Raw genomic sequence first — 20853 nt, forward strand, 5'->3', positions numbered from 1 at the left:
GCGGCTCAGCGGCCGCCGCCCACCCCGCGCTCCCGCATGCGGGTGAGGGCCTCGTCGAGCAGCGCCGCGCCGTCGGAGTCGCTGCGGCGCTCCTTCACGTAGGCCATGTGGGTCTTGTAGGGCTCGATCCGTGGCGCCTCGGGCGGGGTGGCTCGGTCCTGGCCGGCAGGAAGCCCGCACCGGGGGCAGTCCCACACGTCCGGCACCTCCACCTCCCCGTCCTGCGCGAAGCTCGGCCGGGTCTCGTGGCCGTTGGCGCACCAGAAGCTGACCCTGACCCGTGGCGCGGCGTCCCCGCGCTCGCTCTCCCCCATGGGGCCGGACCCCACGCGCGAGCCGCGGATGGCGTTCGTGTTGACCATGGCTGCCTCGTCCTTCAGAGCCGACCGGGTGCGGACGAGCACCACCCTACCCCCGACGCGCGACCTTCCTCCCCCGCAGGGGGGAGCTCAGCTGAACCGGACGAGCACGCCGAGGCCGACGATGACCGACACCCACACCAGGGCCATCGCCACGGTGATGCGGTTCAGGTTGCGCTCGGCGACCGAGCTCCCGCCCAGGCTGCTGCTCATGCCACCGCCGAACATGTCGGACATGCCACCACCGCGGCCCTTGTGCATGAGGATGAGCAGCACCAGGAAGCAGCTGGTGACCACCAGCAGGGCGTCCAGGAACCAGCGGACGAACTCCACGTGGGCACACCTTGTCGTCGAACGGTCGGAAGTCTGGTGCTCCGCGAGACGGCTCGCGGAGCACCAGACAGCCTAACCGACGCAGCGGTGCCCCGCCGACACTCGGATGCCGCTCAGCCGCCCGCGCCGGCGTGCTGCTGGTAGCGGCAGATGGACGCGAAGTCGTCCACCGACAGCGACGCACCGCCCACGAGGGCGCCGTCGATGTCGGGGCGCGCCATGATCTCGGCGACGTTGCCCGGCTTGACCGATCCGCCGTAGAGCACCCGCACACCGTCGGCCACCGACCGGCCGACCAGCTCGGCCACGGTCTCCCGGACCGCCGCGCAGACCTCCTGCGCGTCGTCCGGGGTGGCCACCTCACCGGTGCCGATGGCCCACACCGGCTCGTAGGCCACGACCGTGCGGGAGACCTGCTCGGCGTCGAGGTCGGCGAGGGCGGCCCGCAGCTGACCCACCACGTGCTCGACATGGGTGCCGGCCTGCCGCACCTCCAGCGCCTCGCCGACGCACAGGATCGGCGTCAGACCGTGGCGCAGGGCGGCCCGCACCTTGGACCCGACGAGCTCGTCGGACTCGGCGTGGCCCTCGCGCCGCTCGCTGTGCCCCACGACGACGTAGGTGCAGCCCAGCTTGGCGAGGAAGGCGCCGGAGATGTCCCCGGTGTACGCGCCCTCGTCGTGCGGGCTCAGGTCCTGGCCGCCGTAGCCCAGCGCGAGCTGGTCCCCCTGTACCAGGGTCTGCACCGAGCGCAGGTCGGTGAACGGCGGGAGCACCACGACCTCGACGGCGGCGTGGTCGTGCCGGCCGTCGCGCAGGGTCCAGTCCAGCTTCTGCACGTGGTGGGTGGCCTGGAGGTGGTCCAGGTTCATCTTCCAGTTGCCCGCCATCAGCGGGGTGCGTGCGCTCATCTCAGTCCTCCAGCACCGACAGTCCGGGAAGGTCCTTGCCCTCGAGGTACTCCAGGCTCGCCCCACCGCCGGTGGAGATGTGTCCGAAGTCGTCCTCGGTGTGCCCGAAGTCCCGGACGGCGGCGGCGGAGTCCCCTCCGCCGACCACCGTCAGGGCACCGGCGGAGGTCCGGTCGACCAGGGCCTGCGCCACCGCCTTCGTGCCCGAGGCGAAGGGCGCCATCTCGAAGGCGCCCATCGGGCCGTTCCAGAAGATGGTCTGCGCGTCGGCCAGCCGGCCCACGAAGAGCTCCTCGGAGTCCGGGCCGATGTCCAGCCCCATCCGGTCGGCCGGCATCGCGTCCGCCGGCACCACCTCGTGGGCGGCGTCGGCCGAGAAGCTGTCGGCGACGACCACGTCGGTCGGCAGGACGATCTCGACGCCCCGCTCGGCCGCGGTCTCCAGGTAGCCCTTGACCGTCTCGACCTGGTCCTCCTCCAGCAGGCTGGTCCCGACCTCGTGCCCCTGGGCCTTGAGGAAGGTGAAGACCATGCCGCCACCGATGAGCAGCCGGTCAGCGACCGCGATGAGCGACTCGATGACGCCGAGCTTGTCGCTGACCTTGGCGCCGCCGAGGATCACCGCATACGGGCGGCGCGGGTCCTCACGGAGGGTGCGCATGACCTCGACCTCGGAGACGACGAGCCCGCCGGCGGCGTGTGGCAGCAGCCGCGGCACGTCGTAGACCGAGGCCTGGGCCCGGTGGACCACGCCGAAGCCGTCCGACACGAAGCCGTCGGCCAGGCCGGCCAGCGCCTGGGCGAAGTCGGCCCGTTCCTCGTCCGTCTTGGCGGTCTCACCGGGGTTGAACCGGAGGTTCTCCAGGACCAGGACGTCGCCGTCCCCCAGGGCCTCCACTGCGGCGGTGGCGCGGTCCCCGACCGTCTCCTCGACGAAGGACACGGTGATGTCGTCGTCGAGGAGCTCGTCGAGGCGGGTCGCCACCGGGGCCAGGGAGTACTTCGCCTCGGGCGCACCCTTGGGGCGGCCGAGGTGGGCGCAGACCACGACCCGGGCGCCCTCGCGGGCCAGCCGCTCGATCGTGGGCACCGAGGCGCGCACCCGCCCGTCGTCGGTGATCTCCTGACCGTCGAGCGGCACGTTGAGGTCGCTGCGCACCAGCACGGTGCGACCCGCCAGCCCGCCGAGGTCGTCGCTGAGCTGATCGATCGTGCGCATCAGAGCGAGCTGCCCACCAGCGCAACGAGGTCCACGAGGCGGTTGGAGTAGCCCCACTCGTTGTCGTACCACCCGACGACCTTGACCTGGTCCCCGATGACCTTGGTCAGGCCGGAGTCGAAGATGCAGGACGCGGGATCGGTCTCGATGTCCTTGGAGACGATCGGGTCCTCGGTGTAGGTGAGGATGCCCTTGAGCTCGCCGTCGGCCGCCTTCTTCAGCGCGGCGTTGACCTCCTCGACCGTGACCTCGCGGGAGGCCTGGAAGGTGAGGTCGGTGGCCGAGCCGGTCGGGACCGGGACGCGCAGGGCATACCCGTCGAACTTGCCCTTGAGCTCGGGCAGGACGAGCGCGACCGCCTGGGCGGCACCGGTCTTGGTCGGGACGATGTTGAGCGCGGCGGCCCGGGCGCGGCGCAGGTCCTTGTGCGGCCCGTCCTGCAGGTTCTGGTCCGCGGTGTAAGCGTGGATGGTGGTCATCAGGCCCTTGACGATGCCGAACTCGTCGTTGAGCACCTTGGCCATCGGCGCGAGGCAGTTCGTGGTGCAGGAGGCGTTGGAGATGATGTCGTGGCTCGCGGGGTCGTAGTCCTTCTCGTTGACGCCCATCACGATGGTGATGTCCTCGTTCTTGGCGGGCGCGGAGATGATGACCTTCTTGGCGCCGGCGTCCAGGTGCGCCTTGGCCGTGGTGGCGTCGGTGAAGATGCCGGTGGACTCGACCACGACGTCGGCGCCCAGGTCGCCCCAGGGCAGGGCGGCCGGGTCCTTCTCCGCGAAGGCCTTGAACGCCTTGCCGTCGACGCTGATCTCGTCCTCGGAGCTGGTCACCTCGACGTCCAGGCGGCCCAGGATGGAGTCGTACTTGAGTAGGTGGGCCAGGGTCGCGTTGTCGGTCAGGTCGTTGACGCCGACGATCTCGACGTCCGCCCTGGAGGCCAGCACGGCCCGCATGAAGTTGCGGCCGATGCGTCCGAAGCCGTTGATTCCTACGCGAACGGTCATGGAAACCCTTCCTCGATGCTGGTGGTTCGCGGCCCGCCGGGTGCGCGCCGCACGTGTCAGACGCCGTCGTCCTACCCCCAACCTAGCGGGCAGAGCAGGCCCGCACCACATCGGTATGACGTAGCGTCAGTCCTCGAGCATGTCCGGGGTGATGTTGGCCTCGGTCCCCTCGATCCCGAGCTCCTCGGCGCGCTTGTCGGCCATCGCCAGCAGCCGGCGGATCCGGCCTGCGACGGCGTCCTTGGTCATCGGCGGGTCCGCCAGCTGTCCGAGCTCCTCGAGGCTGGCCTGCTTGTGCTCCAGCCGCAGGGTGCCGGCGACCCGGAGGTGCTCGGGGACGTCGTCGCCGAGGATCTCCATCGCCCGCTCCACCCGCGCGCCGGCGGCCACGGCGGCCCGCGCCGAGCGGCGCAGGTTGGCGTCGTCGAAGTTGGCGAGCCGGTTCGCCGTGGCCCGCACCTCGCGCCGCATCCGCCGCTCCTCCCAGGCCAGGACGGCGTCGTGGGCCCCCAGCCGGGTCAGCATCGCCCCGATGGCGTCGCCGTCCCGGATCACCACGCGGTCCACGCCGCGCACCTCGCGGGCCTTGGCCTGGATGCCGAGCCGACGGGCGGCGCCGACCAGCGCCAGGGCCGCCTCCGGCCCCGGGCAGGTCACCTCGAGCGCCGAGGACCGTCCGGGCTCGGTGATCGACCCGTGCGCGATGAAGGCTCCGCGCCACGCGGCCTCCGAGTCGCAGACCGCGGCGCCCACCACGCGTGGCGGCAGCCCGCGGACGGGCCGGCCGCGGTGGTCGATGAGACCGGTCTGGCGGGCGAGGGACTCGCCGTCGGAGGTCGCGCGGACGACGTAGCGCGTCTGCTTGCGCAGGCCCCCGGGGCTCATGACCATCAGCTCGCTGCTGGAGCCGTAGACCTCGGCCATGAAGGTGCGCAGCCGACGGGCGCTCTGCGCGGTGTCCAGCTCCGCCTCGATGACGATGCGACCACCGACGATGTGCAGGCCACCGGCGAAGCGGAGCATGGTCGAGACCTCCGCCTTGCGGCAGCAGGTCCTGCTGACGGGGAGTCTGCTGAGCTCGTCCTTGACCTTCGCGGTCATCGCCACGGCAGTCATCCTCCTGGGTCGGGCAGTGGTGCTCCCCGGGGTCCAATCCCCCGAGGACCCCGGAAGGCTACCTTCTGGTAGCGGTGCGGCGCTCACAGCCCCTGCTCCGCCATGACGTCCCGGTAGGCCGCCGCGAGACGCAGGGTGTCGTGCACGCCCGGGCGGTTCGGCTTGCCGACCGTCGTGAGGACCAGGCTCGCGCCCAGGCCCTCCACCGCGGCCTCCAGCGCTGCTCCCTCGGCCTCGGTGCGGGCGACCTGCGGGTCGGCGATGACGTGGTCGAAGCTCAGGTCCGGCGCGTGCGCCGCGACCGCCGCGACGTGCTCGGCGAGGGTGTAGCCGCTGGCCTCGTCGTCGCTGAGGCTGACGTTGAGCGTGAGGATCCGGCGCGCGGGGGTCTCGCACAGCGCCTGCCGCAGCTCGGGGACGAGCAGGTGCGGCATGACGGAGGTGAACCAGGAGCCCGGCCCGAGGACGACGAGGTCGGCCAGCTTGATCGACTCCAGCGCCTCGGGGCAGGCGCGTGGCGCCTCCGGGATGAGCCGGATGGACCGGACCGTGCCGGGGTGCCGCGCCACCGTGGACTGGCCGCGAACGGTGCTGATGCCGCCCTCGCCGGTCGGTCCCGCGTCCTGCATCTCCGCCTCGATCTCCAGCGGCTCCAGCGCCATCGGCAGGACCCGCCCGCGGGTGTTGAGCAGCCGCCCCACGAGGTCGAGACCCCGCACCTGCTCCTGGGGCCGGAGGTCCCACAGCGCCATGATGAGCAGGTTGCCCAGGGCGTGACCGGACAGCTCCCCCTCGCCGCGGAAGCGGTGCTGCAGCACGGCCGACCACTGGTGACCCCACGCGGTGTCCTCGCAGAGCGCGGCCAGGGCCATGCGCAGGTCACCCGGCGGCAGGATGTCGAACTCCTGACGCAGCCTGCCGCTGGAGCCCCCGTCGTCGGCGACCGTGACGACCGCGGTGATCGCCTCGGTCAGGTGACGCAGCGCCTGCAACGAGGCGGCCAGCCCGTGCCCGCCGCCCAGCGCCACCACCCGGCGGCCGCTCACTCACGCCCCAGGTCGCGGTGGAAGGTCGAGATCTGCACGTCCTGCTCCTGCAGGTCGGCCAGCCGACGGGTCAGCTCCTCCGCGGTCGCCACCGAACGGTGCTTGCCGCCGGTGCAGCCCACGGCCACCGTGACGTAGCGGCGTCCCTCGGCGAGATAGCCCTGCACGGCGGTGCGCAGCAGGTGCTCCGCGTGCCGGATGTACTCCTGCGCCAGGTCCTGCCCGAGGACGAAGTCGCGCACCGGGGCGTCCCTGCCCGTGTGCGGGCGCAGCTCGGGGTTCCAGTACGGGTTGGGCAGGAACCGCAGGTCGAGGACGACGTCGGCGTCCAGGGGGATGCCGTACTTGAAGCCGAAGGCCATGATCGCCAGCCGCAGCCGCACGTCGGCGTCCCCGCCGAGCAGCGCGTCGATCTTGGCCGCCAGCTCGTGCACGTTGTAGTTGGAGGTGTCGAGGACGAGGTCCGCGTCCGACCGGATGTCGCCGAGCATGCGCCGCTCCCGGCGGATGCCGTCGAGGAGCAGCCCCTCCCCCTGCAGCGGGTGCGGGCGACGGACGGCCTCGAAGCGCCGCACCAGGGTCTCGTCGGAGGAGTCCACGAAGACCACCCGGGGGCGCCAGCCGCGCTCGCCGAGCGTCTGCAGCGCCCCGGCGAGCTCGTTGGTGAAGTCCCGGCTGCGCACGTCCGCGACGACGGCGACGCGTTGCCGCTGCGGGTCGTCGGCGGTGAGGTCCATCAACCGCACGATCATCGCCGGCGGCAGGTTGTCCACGACGTACCAGCCGCGGTCCTCCAGCACGTCACCGGCCGTCGTCCGACCCGCACCCGACATCCCGGTGAGGATGACGACGTCCGAGCGCCCGACCGCTCCGGGCGGGACCGGTGGCTGCTCCCCCAGGTCGATGCGCCGTCCGGTCACGTCCGTCCTCCCGTCCGTCATCTCCCGCTCCGTCCCGTTCGGCCGTCCGGGGCTCATTCCAGGACCTCTCCGGTGCTCAGGTTAACGGCCGGGGCGACACTCTCGCCCGCGAGCCGCTCGTGGACCACCGCCGCCAGGGACGGACCGACCCCGGGGACCTCCTGCAGCTGCTCGACGCTGGCCGCGCGGACCGCCTTCACCGAGCCGAGGTGACGCAGCAGCGCCTGCTGCCGGGCGGGGCCGAGCCCGGGTATGCCGTCGAGCGCGCTGCTGGTCATGCTGCGGGAGCGGCGTTGCCGGTGGAAGGTGTTGGCGAAGCGGTGCGCCTCGTCCCGCACCCGTTGCAGCAGGTAGAGGGCCTCGCTCGTCCGGGGCAGGACGACCGGGAACTCCTGATCAGCGCTCCAGACCTCCTCGAGCCGCTTGGCGAGCCCCACGACGTTGACGTCCGTGACACCGACCGCGCTCAGCGCCTCCTGCGCGGCCCGGACCTGGGGCAGACCACCGTCGACGACCACGAGGTTGGGAGGGTAGGCGAACTTGGCGGGGCGGCCGTCGTCGTCGCGCGGGGGGCGGCGCCTGCGACAGGTGCCGGAAGCGTCGGGTCAGCACCTCGTGCATCGCCGCCGTGTCGTCCCCGGTGCCCTCGCGCACGATGAAGCGGCGGTACTCGCCCTTGCGCGGCAGGCCGTCCTCGAAGACGACCATCGACCCGACGACGTCGCTGCCCTGGACGTGGCTGATGTCGAAGGACTCGATCCGCAGCGGGGCGTCGTCCAGCTCGAGGACCTCCTGCAGCTCCTGCAGTGCCTGCGAGCGCAGCGTCAGGTCGCCGGACCGGGCCACCTTGTGCCGGGCCAGCGCCTGCTGGGCGTTGCGCCCCACGGTCTCCATGAGGGTGCGCTTGTCGCCGCGGCGCGGCACCCGGACCGAGACGCGTGCGCCCCGCAGCCCGCCGAGCCAGGCGGCGACGTCCTCGACGCCCGACGGCAGCACGGGCACGAGGACCTCGCGGGGCACCTCGTCGCCGCGCTCGCCGCCGTAGACCTGCTGCAGCAGGTGCTCGACGATGTCCGGGAGGTCCTCGGCCCCCTTCTCGCTGACCCAGCCACGCTGCCCGCGGATCCGGCCACCCCGCACATGGAAGACCTGCACCGCGACCTCCAGCTCGTCGTCGGCAAGGGCATACACGTCTGCATCGGTGGCGTCCGGCAGCACGACCGCGGACCGCTCGAGCGCCCGGCGCAGGGCCCCGACGTCGTCCCGCAGCCGGGCGGCGGTCTCGAAGTCCAGCTCGGCCGAGGCCCGGCGCATCCGCTCCTCCAGGTCCTTGACGAAGCGAGCGCTGTCACCGGCCATGAAGGCGCTGAAGTCCTCGGCGATCTGCCGGTGCTCCTCGGCGTCGACCCGGCCGACGCACGGCGCCGAGCACTTGTCGATGTAGCCGAGCAGGCACGGGCGGCCGACCTGACCGGCCCGCCGGAAGACGCCGGCCGAGCAGGTGCGGACCGGGAAGACGCGGAGCAGGGTGTCCAGCGTCTCGCGGATGGCCCAGGCGTGCGTGTAGGGGCCGAAGTAGCGGGTCCCGGGTCGCTTGGTGCCGCGCATGACCTGGGCCCGGGGGAACTCCTCGCCCAGGGTGACGGCGAGGTAGGGGTAGGACTTGTCGTCGCGGTACTTGACGTTGAAGCGCGGGTCGAACTCCTTGATCCAGGAGTACTCGAGCTGGAGCGCCTCGACCTCGTTGCGCACGACGGTCCAGTCCACGCGGGCACCGGTCGTCACCATCTGCCGGGTCCGGGGGTGCAGCGCGGACAGGTCCTGGAAGTAGGACGTGAGCCGGGACCGCAGCGAGCGCGCCTTGCCCACGTAGATCACGCGGTCGTGCTGGTCCCGGAAGCGGTACACCCCGGGGTCGGTGGGGATCTCGCCGGGTCGGGGACGGTAGGACTGCGGGTCAGCCACGGATCCCGACAGCCCTCGGGAGTCGTCGTCTCACGCGGTGGACCTCCGGTCGAGCCCGAGCACGGGCGCGAGGAACCGGCCCGTATGGCTCGCCTCCACCTGGGCGACCTGCTCGGGGGTGCCCGCCGCCACCACCGTGCCCCCGCCCCGGCCGCCCTCCGGGCCCAGGTCGAGCACCCAGTCGGCGGACTTGATGACATCGAGGTTGTGCTCGATGACCAGCACCGTGTTGCCCTTGTCCACCAGCCCCTGGAGCACCCCCAGCAGACGCCGGATATCCTCGAAGTGCAGCCCGGTGGTCGGCTCGTCCAGGACGTAGATGGTGCGGCCGGTGGAACGCTTCTGCAGCTCGGCCGCCAGCTTGACGCGCTGCGCCTCACCCCCCGACAACGTCGTGGCGGGCTGCCCCAGACGCACGTAGCCCAGGCCGACCTGGACCAGGGTGGTCAGGTGCCGGGCGATGACCGGCACCGCGGAGAAGAACTCCGCCGCCTCCTCGATGGGCATGTCGAGCACGTCGGCGATGGTGCGCCCCTTGAAGTGCACCTCCAGCGTCTCCCGGTTGTAGCGCCGGCCGTGGCAGACCTCGCAGGGGACGTAGACGTCGGGCAGGAAGTTCATCTCGATCTTCAGCGTGCCGTCGCCCGAGCAGGCCTCGCAGCGGCCGCCCTTGACGTTGAAGGAGAAGCGTCCCGGTTGGTAGCCGCGCACCTTCGCCTCCGTGGTGGTGGCGAAGAGCCTGCGGATGTGGTCGAACAGGCCGGTGTAGGTCGCCGGGTTGCTGCGCGGGGTCCGACCGATGGGGCTCTGGTCGACGTGCACGACCTTGTCCAGCTGGTCCAGGCCCTCCACCTTGCGGTGCCGGCCGGGCACGTGCCGCGCGCCGTTGAGCTGGTTCGCCATGACGCGGTAGAGGATGTCGTTGACCAGCGTGGACTTGCCGGACCCGCTGACCCCGGTCACCGCGACGAGGTTGCCGAGAGGGAAGGCCACGTCGACCTGCTGCAGGTTGTGCTCGCGGGCGCCGCGGACCGTGACCGCGCGGCCGTCCTGCGGCCGACGCTCAGACGGCGTCTCGATGGCCTTGCGCCCGGAGAGGTACTGCCCGGTCAGCGAGGTGCGGTGGCTGAGCAGGTCCGCCACGCTGCCGCTGTGCACCACGTGCCCGCCGTGCTCGCCGGCGCCGGGACCGATGTCGACGACCCAGTCGGCGGTGGCGATGGTGTCCTCGTCGTGCTCGACGACGATGAGCGTGTTGCCCAGGTCCCGCAGCCGGGTGAGGGTCTCGATGAGACGCCGGTTGTCCCGCTGGTGCAGGCCGATGCTGGGCTCGTCGAGGACGTAGAGCACGCCGACCAGCCCGGAGCCGATCTGGGTCGCGAGGCGGATCCGCTGCGCCTCACCCCCGGAGAGGGTACCCGCCGGGCGGTCCAGGGAGAGGTAGTCGAGCCCGACGTCGAGCAGGAAGCCGAGCCGGGCGTCGATCTCCCGGCTCACCTGACCGGCGATCGCGGCCTCGCGCTCGGTGTAGTCGACCGAGGCGAGGAACTCGGCGCACTGGTCGATCGGCAGCGCGCACACCTCGGCGATGCTGCGGCCGCCGACCAGGACGGCCAGGATCTCCGGCTTGAGCCGGGCCCCCTTGCAGGCCGGGCAGGGGACCTCGCGCATGAAGCCCTCGTAGCGCTCACGGCTGCTCTCGGACTCGGTCTCGGCGTGCTTGCGCTTGACGTAGGGCAGGACCCCCTCGAAGCCGGTGGAGTAGCTGCGCTCCCGGCCGAAGCGGTTCTTGTAGCGGACGTGCACCTTGTGCTTGTAGCCCTCCAGGATGGCGTCGCGCGCGCGTCCGGGCAGCTGCTTCCACGGCACGTCCAGCCGGAAACCGAGGTCGTCGGACAGCCCGCCGAGCACCCGCAGGAAGTAGTCGCTCAGCCCGGAGGCGGTCGACCAGGGCACCAGGGCGCCGCCCAGGATGCTGAGGTCCTCGCGGACCACGAGCTCGGGGTCCACCTCGAGCTCGACCCCGATGCCGGTGCACTCCGAGCACGCGCCGAACGGGCTGTTGAAGGAGAACGAGCGCGGCTCGACCTCGTCGATCGACAGCGGGTGGTCGTTGGGGCACGCCATCCGTTCGGAGAAGCGCCGCTCCCGCGGCAGCGGCTCACCGGACTCGTCCACCGGGGCCTCGCGACCGCCCGCCGCGGCCTCCCCCGCGGTGGCCGGCGCGTCGACGAACTCGGCCACCATGATCCCGCCCGCCAGCGAGAGGGCGGTCTCCACCGAGTCGGTGAGACGCCGGGCGTAGGCGCGGTCCACGGTCGGTGCGTCCGAGCCGTCCTCGCCCTCCCCCACCTTGCTCACGAGCCGGTCCACGACGACCTCGATGCTGTGCTTCTTCTGCTTCTCCAGAGTGGGAGGGTCGCTGAGCGAGACGAGCTCGCCGTCCACCCGTGCGCGGGCGAAGCCCTTGGCCTGGAGCTCGGCGAAGAGGTCGACGAACTCACCCTTGCGGCCGCGGACGACCGGGGCCAGCAGTTGGTAGCGCACGCCCGGCGGCAGCTGGAGCAGCCGGTCGACCACCTGCTGCGGCGTCTGTCGCTCGACCGGCTCGCCGCACACCGGGCAGTGCGGTCGCCCCACCCGGGCATACAGCAGCCGCAGGTAGTCGTAGACCTCCGTGATGGTGCCCACGGTGGACCGCGGGTTGCGGTTGGTCGACTTCTGGTCGATCGACACCGCCGGTGACAGCCCTTCGATGAAGTCCACGTCCGGCTTGTCCATCTGGCCGAGGAACATCCGGGCGTAGGCCGAGAGCGACTCCACGTAGCGCCGCTGACCCTCGGCGAAGATGGTGTCGAAGGCCAACGAGGACTTGCCCGATCCGGACAGGCCGGTGAAGACCACGAGCGCGTCCCGGGGGATGTCCACCGAGACGTCGCGGAGGTTGTGCTCGCGTGCACCCTGGACCACGAGACGGTCGTGCCGGGCGCGTGACACTGCGGACGTAGGAGGCGAAGATGGCACGACCCCACTGTAGGCCGCGCCACTGACACACCCGGTCGCGCACGGCTTTTCCGCGGGGGCAACTGCATAGGTATGCTGGACCCTGCATGATTTTGTCGCAGGGCCAGCGATGTCCCGTCCACACGCACCTCAGGTCGCTGCCTCCCCTCGGCACGGCCCCGTCCCGAAACCGGTGATCCCATGACAGAGACGATCGTCCCGACCGCCGCTGCCCTGCGTCCCGTGCCCGGCGCCGCCCCCGAAGGGCTCTACGACGGGGCCCACGAGCACGACAGCTGCGGCGTCGCCTTCGTGGCCCGGCTGGACGGCTCCGCCCGGCACGACATCGTGGCCCAGGCCCTCACCGCGCTGCACAACCTCGACCACCGCGGCGCGGTCGGGAGCGAGGAGAACACCGGTGACGGCGCGGGCATCCTCACGCAGGTGCCGGACGCCTTCCTCCGGGAGGTGCTGCCGTTCGACCTCCCGGAGCGCGGCCGCTATGCCGTCGGCATCGTCTTCCTCCCCGGGGACGGCCAGGCCGACGAGGTCGCGGCGCAGGTCGAGGAGATCGTCCGGGCCTCCGGGCTGAGCGTGCTCGGCTGGCGGGAGGTGCCGGTGGACGCCGGCATGATCGGCCCGACGGCACTGTCCGTCATGCCGGTGATGCGCCAGCTCGTCGTCGCGGCAGGTCAGGAGAGCCCGGACGAGTCCGGGCTCGAGCTGGAGCGTCGGGTCTGGCTGGCCCGCAAGCGGATCGAACGGCGCACGGTCGCCTACCCGGTGTCGCTGTCCACCCGCACCATCACCTACAAGGGCATGCTGACGACCGACCAGCTGCCGGCCTACTTTCCCGACCTCACCGACGAGCGCTACACCAGCGCGCTCGCCGTGGTGCACTCCCGCTTCTCCACCAACACCTTCCCGTCCTGGCCGCTGGCCACCCCTACCGCGTCATCGCGCACAACGGCGAGATCAACACGGTGAAGGGCAACCGCAACTGGATGCGGGCCCGCCAGTCCGAGCTGCGCAGCGACCTCTTCCCGGGCGACCTCGCCGACGCGCTGCCCATCTGCACCCCCGACGCCAGCGACTCCGCCACCTTCGACGAGGTGCTGGAGCTGCTCAGCCTCGGCGGCCGGTCCCTCCCCCACGCCGTGCTCATGATGATCCCGGAGTCGTGGGAGAACGACGAGACGATGGACCCCGACGTCCGCGCCTTCTACGAGTACCACTCGATGCTCATGGAGCCGTGGGACGGGCCGGCCAACCTCGTGTTCACCGACGGCACGCAGGTGGGTGCGGTCCTGGACCGCAACGGCCTGCGGCCCTCCCGGTACTGGGTCACCGACGACGGCCTGGTGGTGCTGGGGTCGGAGTCGGGCCTGCTCCCCATCCCGCCGGAGAAGGTCGTGCGCAAGGGCCGGGTCGCCCCCGGCCGGATGTTCCTCGTCGACCTCGAGGCCGGCCAGATCCTGGACGACACGCAGGTCAAGAAGGACCTCGCCGCGGCGCAGCCCTACCGCGCGTGGCTGGACCAGCAGCTGGTCCACATGGACTCGCTGCCGACCCAGGTCCACGTGAGGCACACGCACGCGTCCGTGACGCGCCGGCAGCAGATCTTCGGCTACACCGAGGAGGAGCTGCGGATCATCCTCGCCCCCATGGCCCAGGCCGGGGCCGAGCCGCTGGGCGCCATGGGCACGGACACCCCGATCGCGGCGCTGTCCGACCGTCCGCGGCTGCTCTTCGACTACTTCGTCGAGGCCTTCGCGCAGGTGACCAACCCGCCGCTCGACGCGATCCGGGAGGAGATCGTGACCTCGCTGGGCAGCTCCAGCGGGCCCGAACCCAACCTGCTCTCGGAGACCCCGGAGCACGCCAAGCAGGTCGTCCTGCCCTTCCCCGTGATCGACAACGACCAGCTCGCGAAGCTGCGCCGCATCAACGTCGAGGGTGAGCACCCCGAGTTCGCCGCCGTGGTCGTCCGCGGCCTCTACCGGGTCGACGGCGGCGCCCAGGCCCTGGAGCAGCGGCTCGAGGAGATCTGCGCCGAGGTGGACGAGGCCATCGCCGCCGGAGCCTTCTTCGTGGTGCTCTCCGACCGCCACGCCGACCGCGAGCGCGCCCCCATCCCCTCCCTGCTGCTCACCAGCGCGGTCCACCACCACCTCGTGCGCAACAACACCCGCACCCGGGTCGGGCTCCTGGTCGAGGCCGGCGACGTCCGCGAGGTCCACCACGTGGCGCTGCTCGTGGCCTACGGGGCTGCCGCCGTCAACCCGTACCTCGCCATGGAGACGGTCGAGAACCTCTGCTCCGCGGGTCAGGTGCTGGACGGGCTCGACCCCGACGTCGCCATCAGCCACCTCATCAAGGCGCTCGGCAAGGGCGTGCTCAAGGTGATGTCGAAGATGGGCATCTCCACCATCGCCTCCTACCGCGGGGCGCAGACGTTCGAGGCCGTGGGCCTGTCCCGCGACGTCGTCGAGCGGTGGTTCACCGGGACCACGAGCCAGATCGACGGGGTCGGGCTGGACGTCATCGCCGAGGAGGTCCGCCGGCGCCACGCGGTCGCCTACCCGCTCTCCGGCATCCCGCCCTACCACCGCACCCTGGACATCGGTGGTGAGTACCAGTGGCGTCGCGAGGGTCCGCCCCACCTCTTCAGCCCGGAGGCGGTCTTCCGGCTCCAGCACGCCACCCGGCAGGGCCGCTACGACGTCTTCAAGCAGTACACCGACCTCGTCGACGAGCAGGCGGCCGAGCTCATGACCCTGCGCGGTCTCTTCGGGCTGCAGCCCGACCGGGACCCGGTCGACATCGACGAGGTCGAGCCGGTGAGCGACATCGTCCGCAGGTTCGCCACCGGGGCGATGAGCTACGGCTCGATCTCGCAGGAGGCGCACGAGACGCTCGCGATCGCGATGAACCGGCTGGGCGGCAAGTCCAACACCGGTGAGGGCGGGGAGGACGTCGAGCGGCTGCTCGACCCGGAGCGGCGTTCGGCGATCAAGCAGGTCGCCTCCGGCCGGTTCGGCGTCACCTCCCCCTACCTCGTGCACGCCGACGACATCCAGATCAAGATGGCGCAGGGCGCCAAGCCCGGTGAGGGCGGACAGCTCCCCCCGGGCAAGGTCTACCCCTGGGTGGCGAGTACCCGGCACTCCACGCCGGGCGTCGGCCTCATCTCACCGCCACCGCACCACGACATCTACTCGATCGAGGACATCAAGCAGCTCATCCACGACCTCAAGAACGCCAACCCGAAGGCGCGGATCCACGTCAAGCTGGTGAGCCAGATCGGCGTAGGCACCGTCGCGGCGGGAGTCTCCAAGGCCAAGTCGGACGTGGTGCTCATCTCCGGCCACGACGGGGGCACCGGCGCGAGCCCGCTCACCTCGCTCAAGCACGCCGGGACGCCCTGGGAGCTGGGCCTGGCCGAGACGCAGCAGACGCTCCTGCTCAACGGGCTGCGCGACCGCATCGTGGTGCAGTGCGACGGGCAGCTCAAGACGGGTCGGGACGTCCTGGTGGCGGCCCTGCTCGGCGCGGAGGAGTTCGGCTTCGCGACCGCCCCGCTCGTCGTGTCCGGCTGCATCATGATGCGGGTCTGCCACCTCGACACCTGCCCGGTCGGCATCGCCACCCAGAACCCGGAGCTGCGCGAGCGCTACACCGGGAAGGCGGAGTTCGTGGTGACCTTCTTCGAGTTCATCGCCCAGCAGGTGCGGGAGCTGCTCGCACAGCTCGGCTACCGGAGCCTGGACGAGGTCATCGGCCGGGCCGACCTGCTCGACACCTCCCGCGCGGTGGCGCACTGGAAGGCCGACGGTCTCGACCTCGCGCCGGTCCTGCACCTCACGCCGATCCCCGACGGGGCGGCTCGGCACTGCACCACGCAGCAAGAGCACGGTCTCGCCGCCGCCCTCGACAACCAGCTGATCGAGCTGGCCCAGCCCGCCCTCACCCACGGCTCTTCCGTCACCGGTAGCTTCCCCATCACCAACGTGAACCGCACGGTGGGGACCTTGCTGGGTCATCACGTGACCCTGTCGGCAGGGCCGGACGGCCTGCCCGAGGGCACCATCGACCTCACTCTCACCGGGTCGGCCGGGCAGTCGTTCGGCGCCTTCCTCCCCCGCGGGATCACGCTGCGCCTGGTCGGTGACGCCAACGACTTCGTCGGCAAGGGTCTGTCGGGAGGCCGGATCGTGGTGCGGCCGCCGGAGGACTCTCCCTTCGTCGCCACCGACCAGGTGATCGCGGGCAACGTCCTCTGCTACGGCGCCACCGCGGGACAGGTCAATGTCCGAGGACTCGTCGGCGAGCGCTTCTGCGTCCGCAACTCCGGTGCGACCGCGGTCGTGGAGGGTGTCGGTGACCACGCGCTGGAGTACATGACCGGTGGGATGGCCCTCGTGCTCGGCCGCACCGGCCGCAACCTCGGCGCGGGGATGTCCGGCGGCACGGCCGTGGTCCTCGACCTCGACGAGGGCCGGATGAACCCGCTGGCCATGGCGGGTGGCGACCTGCTGCTCACCCCGCTGGCCGAGACCGAGCACCTCGACGTGGTCCGGGCGCTGATCGAGGAGCACGCCGAGCTCACCGGGAGCACGGTGGCCGGCGCGCTCCTCGACGACCCGGACTGGGCCCTGCGCCTGACGACCATCACCCACGCCAGTACGCCAGCGTGCTGCGCATCCGCCGCGAGGCGGAGGACCGCGGCGACGACCCCAACGGCCCCCACGCCTGGCAGATGATCCTGGAGGACTCCCATGGCTGACCCCAAAGGCTTCCTGACCCACCGGGAGCGGGAGAACCGCCCGACCCGGCCCGTCCCGGTGCGCATCATGGACTGGGAGGAGGTGCACGGCGAGCAGGCGACCTCCGTCCTGCAGCGCCAGGCGAGCCGCTGCATGGACTGCGGCATCCCGTTCTGCCACACCGGCTGCCCGCTGGGCAACCTCATCCCGGAGTGGAACGACCACACCCGCCGCGCCAACTTCGCCGAGGCCATCGAGCGGCTGCACGCGACCAACAACTTCCCCGAGTTCACCGGGCGGTTGTGCCCGGCGCCGTGCGAGACGGCGTGCGTCCTCGGGATCAACCAGCCACCGGTGACGATCAAGCAGATCGAGGTCTCGATCATCGACCGGGCCTTCTCCAACGGCCGGGTGACACCGCAGGAGCCGGAGTGGCTCAGCGGCAGGACCGTCGCCGTGGTCGGTTCGGGCCCCGCCGGGCTCGCCGCGGCACAGCAGCTGGGCCGCGCGGGGCACACGGTCGTCGTCTACGAGCGGGCCGACGCCGTCGGCGGGCTGCTGCGCTACGGCATCCCGGAGTTCAAGATGGAGAAGGCGGTCCTCGACCGTCGCCTGGTCCAGCTCCGCGGGGAGGGCATCCGCTTCGTCACCGGCGTCACCATCGGCGGTGACGGACCGGACGACGAGTCCCTCGACCAGCTGCGGGAGCGCTTCGACGCCGTCGTCCTCGCGACCGGCTCGACCGTGCCACGGACCTTGCAGGTGCCGGGCGCCGACCTGGATGGCGTCCACCCCGCGATGGACTTCCTCGTCCCGGCCAACAAGGAGGCCCTCGGCGGGGAGCGGGGCATCGACGCCGCGGGCAAGCACGTCGTCATCATCGGCGGTGGGGACACCGGTGCGGACTGCCTCGGGACGGCGCACCGGCACGGCGCGGAGTCGGTGCTGCAGCTGGAGATCATGCCGACCCCTCCGCAGGAGCGGCCGGAGGCGCAGCCGTGGCCCACCTACCCGATGCTCTACAAGGTGACCGAGGCGCACGAGGAGGGCGGCGACCGGAACTACGGTGTCTCCACCCTGGAGGTCCTGGGCGACGACGAGGGTCGGGTGCGCGCCCTGGTCCTCGTGGACGGCGAGTTCGTCGACGGACGTTTCGTGCCCCTGGACGGCACGGAGCGGGAGATCCCGGCCGACCTCGTGCTGCTCGCCATGGGCTTCGTCGGCCCGGACGAGGAGGCCGCCCCCGCCGAGGCGCTGGCCCGCACGTCGCGCAACACCTACGAGCGGGACGACTCCTTCGCGACGCCCCTGGACGGGGTCTTCGCGGCCGGGGACTGCGGTCGCGGACAGTCGCTCATCGTGTGGGCGATCGCCGAGGGGCGTGCCTGCGCCGCGACGGTCGACCGCTACCTCAGCGGCAGCACGACGCTGCCGTCGCCCATCCGGGCGAGCGACCGCCCGCTGACCGCCTGACCCGGACCGTCACCTAGGATCACCGGGTGAGAGCCACCGACCTGCGCGGACACGTCAGCCCGGGAGGGCCGAGCTGGACGCTCGACCTCGGTCCCACGATGGTGCGCAAGTGCAGCGTGAGCGAGATGGACAACAACGTCTACCTCATCACGTGCACCGCGACCGGAGCACGATTGCTCGTCGACGCCGCGGACGACGCCGACCGCGTCCTCCGGCTGCTCGACGAGGACGACCGGGGACGGGGCCGGTCGCTCGAGGCGGTGCTGACCACCCACCGGCACTGGGACCACCACCGGGCACTGACCGAGGTCGTGGCGCAGACCGGGGCCACCGTCCTGGCCGGTGCGGACGACGCCGAGGGCCTGCCTGTGCCGGTGGAACGGGCGCTGCACGACGGTGACACCGTGCGGCTGGGCCACCTGGTCATGGACGTCGTCCACCTGCGTGGGCACACGCCTGGGTCGGTGGCGCTGGCGCTCAGCACCGCCGCCGACCGGACCACCACCCTGCTCTTCACCGGTGACAGCCTGTTCCCGGGCGGCCCGGGGAAGACGTCCGGACCCGGCGACTTCACCTCGCTCATGGACGACCTGGAGGGCCGGGTCTTCGCCGTCTTCGACGACGACGCCCTCGTCCTGCCCGGTCACGGCGACAACACCACGCTCGGCGCCGAGCGCCCGTCTCTGCAGCAGTGGCGCGAGCGGGGTTGGTGACCTCGGCAGGGCGGCCCGGCACGGCCCACCCCGTCCTGCTGGTGCTGCTGGCGGTGGTCTCGGTGCAGTTCGGCGGCGCCCTGGCCGCCACGCTGCTCCCCCTCGTCGGCGTCGTCGGCTCGGTGGCGCTGCGCCTGACCCTGTCCACCGCGATGCTCTGGGCGCTCGTCCGCCCCCGGGTGCGCGGCCGCAGCCGAGCGGACTGGGCGGTCGTCGGGCTCTTCTCTGCAGCCCTCACCTGCATGAACCTCGCCTTCTACGCCAGCCTCGCCCGACTGCCGATCGGCGTCGCCGTGACCATCGAGTTCCTCGGCCCGCTGGCGCTCGCGGCGGCCCTCTCGCGGCAGGCCCGCGACGCCTTGGCGGTGCTCGCGGCACTCACCGGCGTCGTCCTGATCTCGGAGGCCCTCACCGTGCCGTGGGCGCAGCTGGACCTGACGGGGATGCTGCTCGCCGCCCTCGCCGGGGCATGCTGGGCGGCCTACATCGTGCTCAGCGCCCGCACCGGGGCGCGCTTCGAGGGCCTCGACGGCATCGCCATCTGTCTCGCCCTGGGTGCGGCGGTCACGCTGCCGCTGGGGCTGGTCACCGCGGGCGCCGACCTCTGGCAGCCGCGCGCGATCCTCACCGGTCTCGGGATCGCCCTGCTGTCCTCGGCGATCCCCTACAGCCTGGAGCTGCTCGCGCTGCGCCACCTGGCGGCGGGGACCTTCGGCGTCCTGCTCAGCCTGGAGCCCGCAGCAGCCCTGGCCGGGCTGCTGGTGCTGAGTCAGCTCCTCGGCCCGCTGCAGCTGCTCGGGATGGCGCTGGTGGTGGTGGCCAGCATCGCCGTCCTCGGGCGGAGGACGGGCAGCACGCTCAGTGCTGCTCCGGACCCTTCCGGGTAGCCGTGGAGGAGGCGGCGGACTCGCCGGAGCCGTCCGCAGACTCCTTGCCGTGGTGCTGCGTACCGCCGAGCAGGCCGACCTCGTTGATGTCGAGCCGTGCCTCGTCGCCCTCGTGGGTGATGCCGCGGGCCGCGTCCCGGCGCGACGTCATCAGGCTGGCCACGGCGGTCACGCCGAGGATGCCGACGATCGCGGTCAGGGACAGCCAGATCGGCACCTCGGGCACCCCGATGTGCTCGCCCCCGTTGATGAACGGCAGCTCGTTCTCGTGCATGGCGTGCAGGATGAGCTTCACGCCGATGAAGGCGAGCAGCACGGACAGGCCCAGGCCGAGGTAGACGAGCCGCTTGAGCAGGTCGCCGAGGAGGAAGTAGAGCTGGCGCAGCCCCATGAGGGCGAAGACGTTGGCCATGAGCACGAGGTAGGGCTCCTGCGTCAGGCCGAAGATCGCCGGGATGGAGTCGAGGGCGAAGAGCAGGTCGGTCGTGCCCAGCGCGAGGATGACGATCGCCATGGGGGTGAGGACCCGCTTGCCGCTCTCCACGATGCGCAGCTTGGTGCCGCCCTCCCAGGACTGGGTGACCGGGAAGCGCTTCCCCACCCAGCGCAGCAGGGCGTTCTCCTGGAAGTCGTCCTCCTCGTCGTCGTGGCCGATGTTTTCCATCGCCAGCTTGATCGCGGTGTAGATGAGGAAGGCGCCGAAGAGGTAGAACACCCAGGACCACCGCTCGATCGCCGCAGCGCCGACGAGGATGAAGATCGCGCGCAGGACCAGCGCCATGACGATGCCCACCATGAGGGCGAACTGCTGGTACCTCCGTGGCACGCCGAACTTGGCCATGATGATGAGGAAGATGAACAGGTTGTCGATGGACAACGAGTACTCCATCAACCAGCCGGCGTAGAACTCGGCGGCGAGCTGGCCGCCCGAGGTGATGAGCACGCCGAGCCCGAAGATGACCGCCAGGCCGATGTAGATGGACAGCGCGACCGAGACCTCCTTGCGGGAGGGCTCGTGCGGTCGACGGCCGAGGACCAGCAGGTCGACGGCGAAGACGAGGGTGATGAGGACCAGCGTGGCGGTCCACACCCAACCGGGGACGTCCATGCGCGGGTTCTACCTTCCGATCAGGGCACG

At 71.6% G+C, this 20853-nt stretch carries 13 protein-coding genes and 2 pseudogenes; 4 read left to right on the plus strand and 11 right to left on the minus strand.

Going from position 1 to position 20853, the window contains the following annotated elements:
* Window positions 1–5: 5 nt before the first annotated feature.
* From FU792_RS08370 to uvrA, 10 genes and pseudogenes are all read right to left on the minus strand, one after another.
* Window positions 6–362, minus strand: coding sequence for an RNA polymerase-binding protein RbpA (locus tag FU792_RS08370; RefSeq protein WP_028130831.1), 357 nt, complete (start codon window positions 360–362; stop codon window positions 6–8).
* A gap of 87 nt (window positions 363–449) precedes the next feature.
* A complete protein-coding gene (secG, locus tag FU792_RS08375) occupies window positions 450–692 on the minus strand; it encodes a preprotein translocase subunit SecG (protein WP_022924048.1) in 243 nt (80 codons plus the stop codon).
* Between the two features lie 113 nt (window positions 693–805).
* Entirely contained in the window at window positions 806–1603 is a 798-nt protein-coding gene (gene tpiA / locus FU792_RS08380; protein WP_028130832.1) for a triose-phosphate isomerase, read from the minus strand.
* A gap of 1 nt (window position 1604) precedes the next feature.
* Window positions 1605–2822 (minus strand): phosphoglycerate kinase, encoded by a 1218-nt coding sequence (locus tag FU792_RS08385; protein WP_022924050.1) that lies wholly within the window; start codon window positions 2820–2822, stop codon window positions 1605–1607.
* A complete protein-coding gene (gene gap / locus FU792_RS08390; RefSeq protein ID WP_022924051.1) occupies window positions 2822–3826 on the minus strand; it encodes a type I glyceraldehyde-3-phosphate dehydrogenase in 1005 nt (334 codons plus the stop codon). Before gap ends, FU792_RS08385 begins: the two co-directional genes overlap by 1 nt.
* A gap of 126 nt (window positions 3827–3952) precedes the next feature.
* Window positions 3953–4933, minus strand: coding sequence for a DNA-binding protein WhiA (gene whiA / locus FU792_RS08395; RefSeq protein ID WP_028130833.1), 981 nt, complete (start codon window positions 4931–4933; stop codon window positions 3953–3955).
* A 92-nt stretch (window positions 4934–5025) separates the two neighbouring features.
* Window positions 5026–5988 (minus strand): gluconeogenesis factor YvcK family protein, encoded by a 963-nt coding sequence (locus tag FU792_RS08400; protein WP_022924053.1) that lies wholly within the window; start codon window positions 5986–5988, stop codon window positions 5026–5028.
* A complete protein-coding gene (rapZ, locus tag FU792_RS08405; protein WP_237739985.1) occupies window positions 5985–6965 on the minus strand; it encodes an RNase adapter RapZ in 981 nt (326 codons plus the stop codon). Before rapZ ends, FU792_RS08400 begins: the two co-directional genes overlap by 4 nt.
* Window positions 6962–8873: pseudogene (gene uvrC / locus FU792_RS08410) on the minus strand (excinuclease ABC subunit UvrC). The gene rapZ and the pseudogene uvrC overlap by 4 nt, the downstream one beginning before the upstream one ends.
* A 30-nt stretch (window positions 8874–8903) precedes the next feature.
* On the minus strand, window positions 8904–11870 hold the full coding sequence (uvrA, locus tag FU792_RS08415) for an excinuclease ABC subunit UvrA (protein WP_022924056.1): 2967 nt from the start codon (window positions 11868–11870) through the stop codon (window positions 8904–8906).
* Between the two features lie 207 nt (window positions 11871–12077).
* Here uvrA and gltB point away from each other — a divergent pair.
* The 4 genes and pseudogenes from gltB (at window position 12078) to FU792_RS08435 (ending at window position 19715) form a co-directional block, all read left to right on the plus strand.
* Window positions 12078–16639, plus strand: a pseudogene (gltB, locus tag FU792_RS08420) (glutamate synthase large subunit).
* A 15-nt stretch (window positions 16640–16654) separates the two neighbouring features.
* Complete coding sequence (locus FU792_RS08425) at window positions 16655–18115, plus strand: glutamate synthase subunit beta (protein ID WP_022924058.1); 1461 nt, start codon at window positions 16655–16657, stop codon at window positions 18113–18115.
* A gap of 26 nt (window positions 18116–18141) precedes the next feature.
* Window positions 18142–18828 carry an MBL fold metallo-hydrolase gene (locus FU792_RS08430; RefSeq protein WP_022924059.1) on the plus strand — a complete coding sequence of 229 codons (687 nt, stop codon included), beginning with the start codon at window positions 18142–18144 and terminating at the stop codon, window positions 18826–18828.
* On the plus strand, window positions 18822–19715 hold the full coding sequence (locus FU792_RS08435; protein WP_149814690.1) for an EamA family transporter: 894 nt from the start codon (window positions 18822–18824) through the stop codon (window positions 19713–19715). The genes FU792_RS08430 and FU792_RS08435 overlap by 7 nt, the downstream gene beginning before the upstream one ends.
* Here the strand turns inward: FU792_RS08435 and FU792_RS08440 are convergent.
* Window positions 19687–20823 (minus strand): TerC family protein, encoded by a 1137-nt coding sequence (locus FU792_RS08440; RefSeq protein WP_022924061.1) that lies wholly within the window; start codon window positions 20821–20823, stop codon window positions 19687–19689. The two genes, FU792_RS08435 and FU792_RS08440, sit on opposite strands and share 29 nt — an antisense overlap.
* Between the last annotated feature and the right edge of the window lie 30 nt (window positions 20824–20853).

Origin of the sequence: Serinicoccus marinus DSM 15273 (assembly GCF_008386315.1) — a bacterium.
GTDB classification, from domain to species: Bacteria; Actinomycetota; Actinomycetes; order Actinomycetales; family Dermatophilaceae; genus Ornithinicoccus; species Ornithinicoccus marinus.

What these genes read in the sequence shown, in the direction of transcription:
- FU792_RS08385 (WP_022924050.1), bottom strand. Translation starts at nt 2,822, where the DNA reads ATGCGCACGATCGATCAGCTCAGCGACGACCTCGGCGGGCTGGCGGGT.
- gap (WP_022924051.1), bottom strand. Translation starts at nt 3,826, where the DNA reads ATGACCGTTCGCGTAGGAATCAACGGCTTCGGACGCATCGGCCGCAAC.
- rapZ (WP_237739985.1), bottom strand. Translation starts at nt 6,965, where the DNA reads ATGAGCCCCGGACGGCCGAACGGGACGGAGCGGGAGATGACGGACGGG.
- FU792_RS08425 (WP_022924058.1), top strand. Translation starts at nt 16,655, where the DNA reads ATGGCTGACCCCAAAGGCTTCCTGACCCACCGGGAGCGGGAGAACCGC.
- FU792_RS08440 (WP_022924061.1), bottom strand. Translation starts at nt 20,823, where the DNA reads ATGGACGTCCCCGGTTGGGTGTGGACCGCCACGCTGGTCCTCATCACC.
- FU792_RS08370 (WP_028130831.1), bottom strand. Translation starts at nt 362, where the DNA reads ATGGTCAACACGAACGCCATCCGCGGCTCGCGCGTGGGGTCCGGCCCC.
- tpiA (WP_028130832.1), bottom strand. Translation starts at nt 1,603, where the DNA reads ATGAGCGCACGCACCCCGCTGATGGCGGGCAACTGGAAGATGAACCTG.